The organism is Mesorhizobium sp. WSM4813, assembly GCF_055811555.1.
In genome coordinates, this window is sequence record NZ_JBVVQU010000041.1 from 50,122 (window position 1) to 61,548 (window position 11,427).

At 61.8% G+C, this 11,427-nt stretch carries 12 protein-coding genes; 6 read left to right on the top strand and 6 right to left on the bottom strand.

Going from position 1 to position 11,427, the window contains the following annotated elements:
* Positions 1-113 precede the first annotated feature (113 nt).
* The gene (locus AC0L25_RS22325) at positions 114-1,565 is read right to left on the bottom strand and encodes a helix-turn-helix domain-containing protein (protein ID WP_473597500.1); all 1,452 of its coding nucleotides are present in this window, start codon (positions 1,563-1,565) and stop codon (positions 114-116) included.
* Between the two features lie 247 nt (positions 1,566-1,812).
* Here AC0L25_RS22325 and aceA point away from each other — a divergent pair, with 247 nt between their 5' ends.
* From aceA to AC0L25_RS22345, 4 genes are all read left to right on the top strand, one after another.
* Positions 1,813-3,102, top strand: coding sequence for an isocitrate lyase (aceA, locus tag AC0L25_RS22330; RefSeq protein WP_473597501.1), 1,290 nt, complete (start codon positions 1,813-1,815; stop codon positions 3,100-3,102).
* Positions 3,103-3,155: 53 nt separating this feature from the next.
* Positions 3,156-3,398, top strand: coding sequence for an SMc00767 family acetate metabolism repressor (locus tag AC0L25_RS22335; RefSeq protein ID WP_473597502.1), 243 nt, complete (start codon positions 3,156-3,158; stop codon positions 3,396-3,398).
* Positions 3,399-3,635: 237 nt separating this feature from the next.
* Positions 3,636-4,097, top strand: a complete 462-nt coding sequence (locus tag AC0L25_RS22340; protein ID WP_473597503.1) for a response regulator — start codon at positions 3,636-3,638, stop codon at positions 4,095-4,097.
* Between the two features lie 211 nt (positions 4,098-4,308).
* A complete protein-coding gene (locus AC0L25_RS22345; RefSeq protein ID WP_473597504.1) occupies positions 4,309-4,752 on the top strand; it encodes a Fur family transcriptional regulator in 444 nt (147 codons plus the stop codon).
* A 138-nt stretch (positions 4,753-4,890) separates the two neighbouring features.
* Here AC0L25_RS22345 and AC0L25_RS22350 read toward each other — a convergent pair whose 3' ends face one another.
* The 5 genes from AC0L25_RS22350 to AC0L25_RS22370 all read right to left on the bottom strand — a co-directional run bounded on the left by AC0L25_RS22350 (position 4,891) and on the right by AC0L25_RS22370 (position 9,380).
* Complete coding sequence (locus AC0L25_RS22350) at positions 4,891-5,736, bottom strand: metal ABC transporter permease (RefSeq protein WP_473597505.1); 846 nt, start codon at positions 5,734-5,736, stop codon at positions 4,891-4,893.
* Positions 5,733-6,590: an iron/manganese ABC transporter permease subunit SitC gene (sitC, locus tag AC0L25_RS22355; protein WP_473597506.1), complete on the bottom strand. Its 858-nt coding sequence runs from the start codon at positions 6,588-6,590 to the stop codon at positions 5,733-5,735. The genes AC0L25_RS22350 and sitC overlap by 4 nt, the downstream gene beginning before the upstream one ends.
* Positions 6,587-7,489 (bottom strand): manganese/iron ABC transporter ATP-binding protein, encoded by a 903-nt coding sequence (locus AC0L25_RS22360; RefSeq protein WP_473597507.1) that lies wholly within the window; start codon positions 7,487-7,489, stop codon positions 6,587-6,589. The genes sitC and AC0L25_RS22360 overlap by 4 nt, the downstream gene beginning before the upstream one ends.
* Positions 7,486-8,406: a metal ABC transporter substrate-binding protein gene (locus AC0L25_RS22365; RefSeq protein WP_473597508.1), complete on the bottom strand. Its 921-nt coding sequence runs from the start codon at positions 8,404-8,406 to the stop codon at positions 7,486-7,488. Before AC0L25_RS22365 ends, AC0L25_RS22360 begins: the two co-directional genes overlap by 4 nt.
* A gap of 257 nt (positions 8,407-8,663) precedes the next feature.
* Entirely contained in the window at positions 8,664-9,380 is a 717-nt protein-coding gene (locus AC0L25_RS22370) for an HAD family hydrolase (protein WP_473597509.1), read from the bottom strand.
* 147 nt (positions 9,381-9,527) lie between these two features.
* Between AC0L25_RS22370 and AC0L25_RS22375 the strand changes: the two genes are divergently transcribed.
* A complete protein-coding gene (locus tag AC0L25_RS22375) occupies positions 9,528-10,964 on the top strand; it encodes a glutamine synthetase family protein (RefSeq protein WP_165848439.1) in 1,437 nt (478 codons plus the stop codon).
* Positions 10,965-10,985: 21 nt separating this feature from the next.
* A complete protein-coding gene (locus AC0L25_RS22380) occupies positions 10,986-11,351 on the top strand; it encodes a four helix bundle protein (protein ID WP_473597510.1) in 366 nt (121 codons plus the stop codon).
* The last annotated feature ends 76 nt before the right edge of the window (positions 11,352-11,427 follow it).

Genomic DNA, 11,427 nt, shown 5'->3' on the forward strand with positions numbered 1-11,427 from the left:
GCACGATACACAGCGGACGACAGAAACGTGCCTTATTCGCCTAGCGCAAAGACGATGGAAAGGCGTGATCCAAGAAACAGCGACGGTTGTGGCAAAGACGGCAGGTCACGGTCTCACTGGAAATCGAATGCGCTTAATCCAGTCACCATTTCGTCGAGGCCGAGCGGACGCGTCACCGGCGGTTCGGCGCGGGCGAGGCAGCCGATGCGCTCGCACAGCCGGCAGGCGGGGCCTATCGGCGTGGCCGGATTGATGCCCTGTCCGGCTTTTCCGCTCGCGGCGGCCGCCCCCGGCAGTGCCGCGCCGTAGACGATCTCGTCACGAAAGCCGACGTCGCAGCCCAGCAGAAGGGCCGTACGGCGCGGCCGCTCCGAAAACGAGCCTTGCGGCCCTTCGAGCGTGCGGGCGATGCAGAGGAATTCGGCGCCGTCGGGCATTTCCACCGCCTCGACGAAGATCTGGCCGGGCTGGGTAAAGGCGGCATGCACGGGAAGTTTTGGACAGCCGCCGCCGAAGCGGCTTTGCGGAAAACCCTGGCTGCCCGCCTTGCGGAAGCGGTTGCCGGCATTATCGACCTCGAGCATGAAGAACGGCACGCCCGGCGTGCCCGGCCGCTGCAGCATGGTCAGGCGGTTCGCCGCCTGCTCGAAGGAGACGCCGAAGCGCGAGCGCAGCACGTCGATATCGTAACGTGCGCGTATCGCTGCCGCGTGAAAGGACTGATAGGGCATCATCAGCGCATGGGCGGCGTAGCGGCCAAGCTCGAAGCGGGCGAGCCGGCGGGCCTCATCCGTGGTCAGCTTCAGCGCCTGGATCTCGCCTGCCACCGCGACGGTCATACGGATCAGGCAGGCCTCCATCGCCACCTCGCGCAACTGATCGAACGGCGACAGGCGCTCGGACAGAAACAGGCGTTGCGAGTGGCGGTCGTAGCGGCGGCGCCAGTTCGGCATGGTGGCGACCGGCAGCACCTTGACGACGATGCCGTATTCGCGCTTCAGCCAGGCCTTCAGCGCACCGAGCAGATCGTCGCCGGGATCGAGCACCGACGTGAATGCCTCGGCTTCCTCTTCGAGCGCGGCAAAATGGTTCGGCCGGCGCTCGAAAATCTCGTGCACCTCGTCGATCGGCAAGCGGGCGCCGGAGAGTGCCGTCGCTTTGCCCTCACGCGCGAGAAGCTCGTTGAGGTCGGAAAGGCGCTCGGCCTGCTCGCGATAGGCGCGAAACAGTTTTATCACCGCGGCGGAAGCGTTGGGCGCCGCCTCGGCAAGCTCGATCAGCTCCTGGTCCCCAGGCAATTCGCCGACCAGCAGCGGGTCTGAAAACACTTCCTTCAAGGCGCCGACCGACCCCCTCGCCTCGCCCTGCAATTCATGCGGGTCGACCTTGTAGACGGAGGCCAGCTTCAGGATCAGCTGGACCGTCAGCGGCCGCTGGTTGCGCTCGATGAGATTGAGGTAGGACGGCGAGATGCCGAGCCCTTCGGCCATCGCAGTCTGGGTCAGGCCCTTGGCGCTGCGGATGCGGCGAATGCGCGGCCCGGCGAAGATCTTCTGATCGGCCACTCGACTGTCCTTGACAGGAATTTACATAACTTCTGCGCGGCGATGCCATGCCGTCGTTTTACAATCGTGACAAATTTACAGCGCTTGGCTGTCAAACGCAACACAGGTTTTCCCTTATTTCCTCAGCAATCCTCTGGTTTTCCTCGCCTGTTTCGCGCCGAAATGTAAATGCTGTCATACCAAAACGGCGCGGAATCTTCCATGAGGCCGCGTTTCCATCCCAGCAGCGATTTATCCGGAGTGACCAATGACCGATTTTTACAACCTCGTCCCCTCGGCGCCGGAAGGCCGCTTCGACGGCATTGAGCGGCCCTATTCGCCGGACGACGTGAAGCGGCTGCGCGGTTCGGTCCAGATCCGGCAGAGCCTCGCCGAAGTGGGCGCCAACCGGCTCTGGAAGCTCATCCACGAAGAGGACTTCGTCAACGCGCTCGGCGCCATGTCGGGCAACCAGGCGATGCAGCAGGTCCGGGCCGGGCTGAAGGCGATCTACCTGTCTGGATGGCAGGTCGCCGCCGACGCCAACACCGCATCCGCCATGTATCCGGACCAGTCGCTTTATCCCGCCAATGCGGCGCCCGAACTGGTCAAGCGCATCAACCGCACCCTGCAGCGCGCCGACCAGATCGAGACCTCAGAAGGCAAGGGGCTTTCCGTCGAAACCTGGTTCGCGCCTGTTGTCGCCGATGCGGAAGCCGGCTTCGGCGGACCGCTCAATGCCTTCGAGATCATGAAGGCCTTCATCGAGGCGGGTGCCGCCGGCGTCCACTACGAGGACCAGCTGGCGTCGGAGAAGAAATGCGGCCATCTCGGCGGCAAGGTGCTGATCCCGACCGCCGCACACATCCGTAACCTCAACGCGGCGCGGCTTGCCGCCGACGTCATGGGCACGCCGACGCTGGTCGTCGCGCGCACCGACGCGGAAGCGGCAAAGCTGCTCACCTCCGACATCGACGAGCGCGACCAGCCCTTCGTCGACTACGGCGCCGGCCGCACGGTGGAGGGCTTCTATCACGTCAGGAACGGCATCGAGCCGTGCATCGCGCGGGCTGTCGCCTACGCGCCCTACGCCGACCTGATCTGGTGCGAAACCTCCAAGCCCGATCTGGCGCAGGCCAAGAAGTTCGCCGAGGGCGTGCACAGGCAGCATCCCGGCAAGCTTCTCGCCTATAATTGCTCGCCGTCGTTCAACTGGAAGAAGAACCTCGACGACGCCACGATCGCCAGGTTCCAGAAGGAACTCGGCGCCATGGGCTACAAGTTCCAGTTCATCACGCTGGCCGGTTTTCACCAGCTCAATTTCGGCATGTTCGAACTCGCCCGCGGCTACAAGGCGCGGCAGATGGCGGCTTATTCCGAGCTGCAGGAGGCTGAATTCGCGGCGGAAGCCCATGGCTACACCGCGACCAAGCACCAGCGCGAAGTCGGCACCGGCTATTTCGATGCCGTGTCGATGGCGATCACCGGTGGCCGGTCCTCGACCACGGCCATGCATGAATCGACCGAGCACGCCCAGTTCAAGCCGGCCGCAGAATAGCAGGAACGCAACAAACAGAGGAAACGCCCCTAAAGGGCTCAGGGAGAAGACCAATGGCATCGATCAGTCGCGTCAAGGAACGGGCCGAAGAACAGGCCACCACCATGAGTGTCGACCAGCAGGCGACCATCCGCATGCTGGCGAATGACCTGCACAGGCTCAACCAGTCGGTGATGAAGGCGGTCGAAGCCGGTGTGTCGGTGGAGCTCGTGCGCTCGGCACGGCACCATGGCGGCGACGGCAACTGGGGCGATCTGCTGATCCCCGTGATCGTCACCCAGCGGAGCCTCGGCTGACTGAAATCCGGCCGGGGCTGTCGGTGGTTCCGGCGTCACCTGCGCAGTCTCTGCGCAGGTGATTTGCGTTTGCAGGACCAGTTTCATATAGGCAAGAACAGAACTTGCTTCAAATTTTAATGTTTCTTGCGATATTCTGGCTATCCGCCATTTCAGCTTGACACAGGCAGCGATCTCACCGCAATTGTTTCTAAAGTTTCAACCCTGCATTGAAACCAGACGAGTGCCCCCACGCTCATGCGCCCCATGAACCGCGATCCCAGGACCGTAAGCCACCTGACTTTGGGGAGCCGGAATGTGGACCCCGAGATACTCACGGACTTCACCCGCGTGCTCGTCGTCGGGAAATCGCCGGTCAACAGGGTTGTGGTTTCGAAAATCGTCGAACGATCCGGGCTCAAACCGATCTCGGAATCGCCCGAGACGGCAGCAACGACGTTGCGATCGCTTATTCCCGGAGCTGTCGTCCTCGATGGCGGAGCGGACAACAAGGACTGCGACGCGCTGATGTCCGGTATCGACGCGCTGCGACGCACCTCGGGCAGGTCGCTTCCCTCGGTGATCCTGCTTTCGACCAGGACCGGCACACCGGAGAGCCTCGGCCTGTCGAGGGTTGTCGATGCGGTTGTCGTCAAACCGATCACGACCGAACGGCTGCAGCCAGTGATCGACCATTTGATCGGGCTCGCACGCAGCTAACCGGCGTCCGATCCGGCTTACACGCCGTTGCTCGCTTCTTGCGATCGAATCTGGATATCTATGTCAGTACGCGACCGCTCGGTAGCGCCTGACAATGAGCCCCGCTACGTCTCCTTTTGCAATTGCGACGCATCTGGGATAGCACCTTCGAACAAATCCGCAGGCATGTTCCGACTTCGCGACATGGCTGTCGATATTGGCGGATCATGACATGTCCTCAGAACAGACCATCGCCGCGCTTTGCAGGAAACTCGGACTGCGTATCACCGGTCCGCGCCGCGTCATCATGCGCGTTCTATCCGAATCCAGCGACCATCCGGATGCGGTGGAACTCCATCGCCGTGTTGTCGCCATCGAGCCGACGATCGCGCTCGCCACTGTCTATCGCACCCTCAGCCTTCTGCGCGAAAAGGGCATTCTGGAGCGGCACACCTTTGGCGATGGGCGCGCCAGATACGAAACCGTCCCCCGTGAGCATCACGATCATCTCATCAACATCGAGACGGGAGACGTCGTCGAATTCCAGTCGGCGGAGATCGAGCGGCTCCAAGAGGAAATCGCTCGACAGCACGGGTTCACGATCATCAGCCACAGACTGGAGATCTACGTGAAACCGATCCAGAAAACGCGACGCTCTCGTCAATCCGAAGAATGACTGCCCGTTTCTAAAGCGCGTCGCGTCTGAAGGGATTCATGCGACGCCTTTTAACTTCTTGTTTTATGCATGCCGTTATCCCAAAACCGCTGCGCACCCCCGGGTCAGGCCCGAGGGCATGCTTTTGGGCGACATGCATTAGCCTTCCTCGCCAATCTCCATTCGGCCCACTTTAAGTGTGGTGACGGCGAAGGCCGCGATGAAGGCGGCGGACAGCATGAGAACGATGGTCGGCGCCGGTGCGCTATCGATGAAGAAGGACAGATAGACGCCGAGAAACGACGCAGCGACCGCGATCGCCACCGACAGGATCAGCATGGCGCTGAACTTCCTTGTCAGCAGGAAGGCGATGGCGCCAGGCGCGATCAGCATGGCGATGGCCATGATGATGCCGACCGCCTTCAGCGCGCCGACGATGGTGAGCGAGATCAGGCAAAGCAGGCCGTAGTGGAGCAGGTTGACCCGAAGGCCAACCGCGCGAGCCTGAGCCGGGTCGAAGGCGTGCAGCAGGAAGTCGCGCCACTTGATCCCGATGATGCCGGCCGTGATCGCAGCAATGAGCCCCGTTTCGACGATGTCGCGCAAGCCGATGCCCAGCACGTCGCCGAACAATATGTGGTCGAGATGCACGTCGGACTGGATCTTTACATAGAGCACCAGGCCTAGGCCAAACATGCCGGAGAAGACGATGCCCATTATCGTGTCCTGCTTGATGCGGCTGTTATCCTTGAGGAAGCCGGTGGCGAGAGCGCAGACCATCCCGGCGGCGAAGGCACCGACCGAATAAGGAAATCCAACGATGTAGGCAATGACCACGCCGGGAAAGACGGCGTGGCTGATGGCGTCGCCCATCAGCGACCAGCCCTTGAGAACGAGGAAGCAGGAGAGCAGCGCCGTCGGCACAGCGACCAGAACCGAAACAATCAGGGCGTTGACCATGAAGCCGAACTGGAAGGGGGCAAGCAGCGTATCGAGGATGCTCATGGGCTGGCCTCCAAGACCCTCGCCGCGCGGCGGCGGGCTGCCAGCATTCCATGCTTGGGAGCGAAGAAGAAGGCAGCGAGAAAGATCAGCGTCTGCAGGACGACGATGATGCCGCCGGTGGCGCCGTCGAGGAAATAGCTGGCATAGGCGCCGCTGAAACTCGTGGCCGCGCCGATGACAACCGCGATGACGAGCAGGCGCGGAAAGCGGTCCGTCAGAAGATAGGCGGTCGCGCCGGGCGTCACCACCATGCAGATGACGAGAAAGGCGCCGACGGTCTGAAGCGCGGCGACCGTGGAGGCCGATAGCAGCATGAAGAACATGATCTTGAGCGCGCTCGGGTTGAGGCCGATCGAGCGGGCATGGCTCTCGTCGAAGAAGACCACCATCAGATCCTTCCATTTCACCAGCAGGATGGCGAGCGAGACAAAGCCTATGATGGCGAGCTGAAGCGTGTCTTCCGGGGTGATGGCCAAGATGTTTCCGAGCACGATCGTCTGGATATTCACGGAGGTCGGTGACAGCGACACCATGAATAAGCCGAGGCCGAAGAAGGAGGAGAAGATCAGGCCGATGATGGCGTCTTCCTTCAGCTTGGTGCGCTGGTTGAGGAAGAGCATCGCCGCAGCGGCTAGCCCGCCGGAGAAGAAGGCGCCGATCGAGAAGGGAAGGCCCAGCATATAGGCGCCAGCGACGCCCGGCACGATCGAATGCGAGAGCGCGTCTCCGATCAGCGACCAGCCTTTCAGCATCAGATAGCAGGACAGGAAGGCGCAGACACCGCCGACCAAGGCGGACACCCACATGGCATTGAGCATATATTCGTAGCCGAACGGCTCGAGCAGGACACTCATTCGTCCGGTTCCCGCATCTTGTGCTGCATGGCTCCGTTCTCTCCGTAGAAGACCAGCGGCCGTTCGTCGTCGGTGATGACGGCAAGGCGGCGCTTGTCGTCGTCCTCGTGCAGCCCGGCGCCGCCCAGCACGAAATGACGCAAGACGCCGCCGAAAGCCTTTTCCAGGTTCGCCTGCGTGAAGGTCTCGCCTGTCGGCCCGTAGGCAAGGACCGTGTTCCGGAGCAGCACGGCACGGTCGCAGAACTCCGGCACGCTACCCAGATTATGCGTCGAGACCAGCATCACCCGGCCTTCGCGCCGGAGCGCGCGCAGCAGTTCGACGATAGCGTCCTCGGTTCTGACGTCGACGCCGGTGAAGGGCTCGTCGAGCAGGATGACGCGCCCGTCCTGCGCCAGCGCCCGAGCGAGAAAGACGCGCTTCTTCTGCCCGCCCGAAAGCTCGCCGATCTGGCGCTTGCGGAAATCGCTCATGCCGACACGCGCAAGCGCTGATGTAACCGCCTCGCGATCAGCCGCCTTCGGAAGGCGCATCATGCCCATATGGCCGTAGCGACCCATCATGACGACGTCCTCGACCAGTACTGGAAAGTTCCAGTCGACCTCCTCGGCCTGCGGCACATAGGCGACGACGTTCTTCCTCAGCGCGGCCGCGGCCGGCTGTCCGAGAACAAAAATCTCTCCCTTTGCCAGCCGGACGAAGCCCATGATGGCTTTGAACAGCGTCGACTTGCCCGAGCCGTTGACACCGACAAGTGCAGTGATCGTGCCTATCGGAATTTCAAAACTCGCACCCCGCAGCGCCGTGTGGCCGTTGCGGTAGGTGACGGTAGCGCCGCGGACGGCGAGACCTCCCGCATCCTCGGACGCGGGGGCAAGAGGCGGAACGGCTTCGTTCATTGCGACAGCCCTGCGGCGAGGCCTTTTTGAACCGTATCCGATGTCACCCGCAGCAGGTCGATATAGGTCGGCACCGGGCCGTCCGCCTCGCTGAGAGAATCGACGTAGAGCACGCCGCCGTAATGCACCCCTGTCTCGCGCGCGACCTGCCGGGCCGGCTTGTCCGACACGGTGCTTTCGCTGAAGACGGCGACGATTTTGTTTTCCCTGACGGCGTCGATCACCTTGCGAACTTGCTGCGGGGTGCCTTGCTGGTCAGCGTTGATCGGCCACAAATAAAGCTCCTTTAGCTCGAAATCGCGTGCGAGGTAGGAGAAAGCGCCTTCGCTCGATACCAGCCAGCGCCTGTCCTGAGGGATCGAGGCGAGCTTATCGCGGATCGGCGCGACGGCCGCCCCTATCTTTGCCTTGTAGGCTTCTGCATTGGCCTTGTAGGTCTCGGCATTTGCCGGATCGTGCTCGACGAAGGCATCGCGGATGTTGTCGACGTAGATCAGTGCGTTTGTCGGCGACATCCAGGCATGCGGGTTCGGTTTGCCCGTATAGGGTCCCTCGGCGATGCTCATCGGCTGGACGCCCTCGGAGACGATAGCGCCGGGCACGTCGCTGAGGTTCTGGAAGAATTTTTCGAACCAGAGTTCAAGGTTGAGCCCGTTCCACAGAATGAGCTTTGCGCCCTGCGCCCGCTGAATGTCGCCCGGCGTCGGCGCGTAATTGTGGATCTCCGCTCCCGGCTTGGTGATCGATTCCACGATTGCTGCGTCGCCCGCCACGTTCTTCGCCATGTCGGCGATGACGGTGAAGGTCGTCACGGCCTTGAATTTTTCCTGCGCTTTCGCTGGGCTTGAAGCCACCGCCGCGGCGAAAACCGCAGCTATCAACCCGACGACAACCCGTCGTCCGTATCTCTCGATCATCAAATTTCTCCTGTCGCGATTCTTATGTCTCGCTGGTGGCCGCCATTATGCGATTGCGACGCGCGCTTTTCGCATATTCTGCAATTGCGACTGATTTGCAAGTAGAAAACGGTTTTGCATCGTGGATTGTATGCGGCCGCGCGATGGAGGTCAGCGATAGCGCGGCTCTTGGCGAAGCGGACAGGAAGGATTGCGATGCGCAATGTCCGGCATCGATGCGCTGCGGCGCACGTCCGGTTCGACGCCGAGACCCGCGATCAGCCGGCTTTCCCGATGCTTTCGACCAGCCGGGGCAATTCCGAGAGATCGGCTATCTGGCGGAAGCGAGGCGCGGTGACCGGCGGCTCGACATGTTCCAGCACCCAGGTCAACTCATGCGGCACGTGGATGCCCCAACTGCCGGCCTCGATGGCCGGCACCACGTCCGACTTGAGCGAATTGCCGACCATCATGCTTCTTTCGGCGCCATCGCCGTGGCGGCTGAAGATGCTGACATAAGTGGCGGGGCTCTTGTCGCTGACGATCTCGACGGCATCGAACAGGTCGCCGAGGCCCGATTGCGCCAGCTTGCGTTCCTGATCGAAGAGGTCGCCCTTGGTGATCAGCACCAGGCGATAGGCATCTGCCAGCTTTTCCACGGTTTCGCGCGCATGAGGCAGCGCCTCGATCGGATGGCCAAGCATCTCGCGGCCCGCGGCAAGAATCTCGGCGATGACGGAGGCGGGCGCGCGGCCCTCGGTAATCTCGATCGCCGTTTCGATCATCGATAGGGTAAATCCCTTGATGCCGAAGCCGTAGACGGCGAGATTGCGCTTCTCCGCCTCCAGCAATCTTGCCGAGATGTGCTCCTCCTCGGCATGATCGGCGAGCAGCGCGGCAAAGCGCTTTTCGGTGATGCGGAAGAACTGCTCGTTCTGCCAGAGCGTGTCGTCGGCATCGAAGCCGATCGTGGTCAATTCATGACTGTTCTGCATTCGGTCTTCAACCGAGATCATTGAACTTGCGTCGAACCTAAGCCGCTCGGAGCAGTTTTCAACTGCGCAGGCGAACGCAACCGCGCTCCCCTTCCCTTCCATCGCCGGCCCCGGCTATACTCCCAAATCCGCAACCCAATCTGGTGAATGATGCCGCCTGCAAAAAAGGAAGTCCGTCCGTCGAGCCGCGGAGGACGTATCCGCACGCCTGCCTTCGTGAAAAATCAACGTGGTGTGAAAAACTGGAAGGAAGTCGGCGCATGGCTGGCGTGGCGCGGCATCGAGGATATCGAATGCATCACGCCCGACCAGGCGGGTGTAGCGCGCGGCAAAATGATGCCGTCGAAGAAATTCACTTCCAACACCTCCCTGGCGCTGCCTTCGGCGGTGTTCATGACGACGATCTCCGGCGGCTACCCGGAAGACGGCAACGGCTTCCACTATCCGGAGGACGACGGCGACCTCAAGCTGATGCCGGACCTGTCGACACTGACCGTGGTGCCCTGGGAAGAGGACCCGACGGCGGCGGTCATCTGCGACCTCGTCCACCAGGACGGCCGCTCGGTCGAGTTCACGCCGCGCAACGTGCTGAAGCGTGTGCTTGCCGCCTACGACAAGCGCGGGCTGAAGCCGGTGGTGGCGCCCGAGATCGAGTTCTACCTCGTGCGCAAGAATCCCGATCCGGACTACCCGCTGACGCCGCCGGTCGGGCGTTCGGGACGGGCGATCGGCGGTGGCGCCGGCTATTCGATCGCCGGCGTCAACGAGTTCGACGAACTGATCGACGACATCTACCATTTCTCCGAAAGCCAGGGCCTGGAGATCGATACGTTGATCCACGAGGAAGGCGCCGGCCAGCTCGAGATCAATCTGCGCCATGGCGATCCGATCGAGCTCGCCGACCAGGTGTTCATGTTCAAGCGCACCATCCGCGAGGCGGCGCTGAAGCATGAGATCTACGCCACCTTCATGGCCAAGCCGATCCAGGGCCAGCCCGGGTCGGCCATGCATATCCACCAGTCGATCATCGACAAGAAGACCGGCAAGAACGTCTTTTCTGCCGAGGACGGCTCGGAAACCGAAGCCTTCTTCCATTTCCTCGGCGGCATGCAGAAACATGTGCCGAACGCGCTGGTGATGTTCGCGCCGTACGTCAATTCCTATCGCCGGCTGACGCAGTCGGCTTCGGCGCCGGTCAACAACAAATGGGGCTATGACAACCGCACCACCGCCTTCCGCGTCCCGCGCTCCGATCCGGCAGCCAGGCGCGTCGAGAACCGCATCCCCTCCTCCGACGCCAATCCCTATCTGGCGCTGGCCGCATCGCTCGCCTGCGGGCTGATCGGCATGACCAACAAGATCAAGGCCGAACCGCCGGTCCTCACCACCGCCAACGAGGCAGAGATCGACCTGCCGCGGAGCCTGCTCGAGGCGGTCGACCTGTTCGAAGCCGACGAGGAACTCTGCGCGCTGCTCGGCAAGTCGTTTGCCGCGACCTATGCAGCGATCAAGCGGGCGGAATTCGAGACCTTTATGGAAGTGATCAGCCCGTGGGAGCGGGAGTATCTGTTGTTGAATGTGTAGGGGAGTAGGGGAGTAGGGCGAATGGCTGAAAAAACGGGTTCCTACAAGGATTTAATAGTTTGGCAGCAGGCAATGGACCTTGCGGTGGCGTTTACGGCGCGACGAAATCCTGAAGGAGGAACTTTACGACTGACCAGCCAAGTGCAGCGCGCCGCAAGCTCGGTCCCGGCGAACATAGCGGAAGGCTATGGCAGAGAGGTCCGGGGTTCCTATCAGCAATTTCTTCGTATCGCTCAAGGATCACTGAAGGAGCTGGAAACGCAGCTTCTGATCGCTGAGCGTACCGGCATCGCGCCGAACGCGACAGCGGCTCCATTATTAGCGAGCACCGAAAGTGTGGGAAAGCTTCTTCGACTTCTAATCCGCAAACTTTCAGCCGCCGACTAGCGTACCTACTCCCCTACTCCCCTACTGCCCTACTCCCCTATTATAAAAATATTACGCTGCCGACGAAGAGGATAGT

Excerpts from the sequence above, each read along its gene's own strand:
- AC0L25_RS22380 (WP_473597510.1), top strand. The coding sequence starts at position 10,986 with ATGGCTGAAAAAACGGGTTCCTACAAGGATTTAATAGTTTGGCAGCAG.
- AC0L25_RS22335 (WP_473597502.1), top strand. The coding sequence starts at position 3,156 with ATGGCATCGATCAGTCGCGTCAAGGAACGGGCCGAAGAACAGGCCACC.
- AC0L25_RS22350 (WP_473597505.1), bottom strand. The coding sequence starts at position 5,736 with ATGAGCATCCTCGATACGCTGCTTGCCCCCTTCCAGTTCGGCTTCATG.
- AC0L25_RS22340 (WP_473597503.1), top strand. The coding sequence starts at position 3,636 with ATGCGCCCCATGAACCGCGATCCCAGGACCGTAAGCCACCTGACTTTG.
- AC0L25_RS22360 (WP_473597507.1), bottom strand. The coding sequence starts at position 7,489 with ATGAACGAAGCCGTTCCGCCTCTTGCCCCCGCGTCCGAGGATGCGGGA.
- AC0L25_RS22370 (WP_473597509.1), bottom strand. The coding sequence starts at position 9,380 with ATGCAGAACAGTCATGAATTGACCACGATCGGCTTCGATGCCGACGAC.
- aceA (WP_473597501.1), top strand. The coding sequence starts at position 1,813 with ATGACCGATTTTTACAACCTCGTCCCCTCGGCGCCGGAAGGCCGCTTC.
- sitC (WP_473597506.1), bottom strand. The coding sequence starts at position 6,590 with ATGAGTGTCCTGCTCGAGCCGTTCGGCTACGAATATATGCTCAATGCC.
- AC0L25_RS22375 (WP_165848439.1), top strand. The coding sequence starts at position 9,528 with ATGATGCCGCCTGCAAAAAAGGAAGTCCGTCCGTCGAGCCGCGGAGGA.
- AC0L25_RS22345 (WP_473597504.1), top strand. The coding sequence starts at position 4,309 with ATGTCCTCAGAACAGACCATCGCCGCGCTTTGCAGGAAACTCGGACTG.
- AC0L25_RS22365 (WP_473597508.1), bottom strand. The coding sequence starts at position 8,406 with ATGATCGAGAGATACGGACGACGGGTTGTCGTCGGGTTGATAGCTGCG.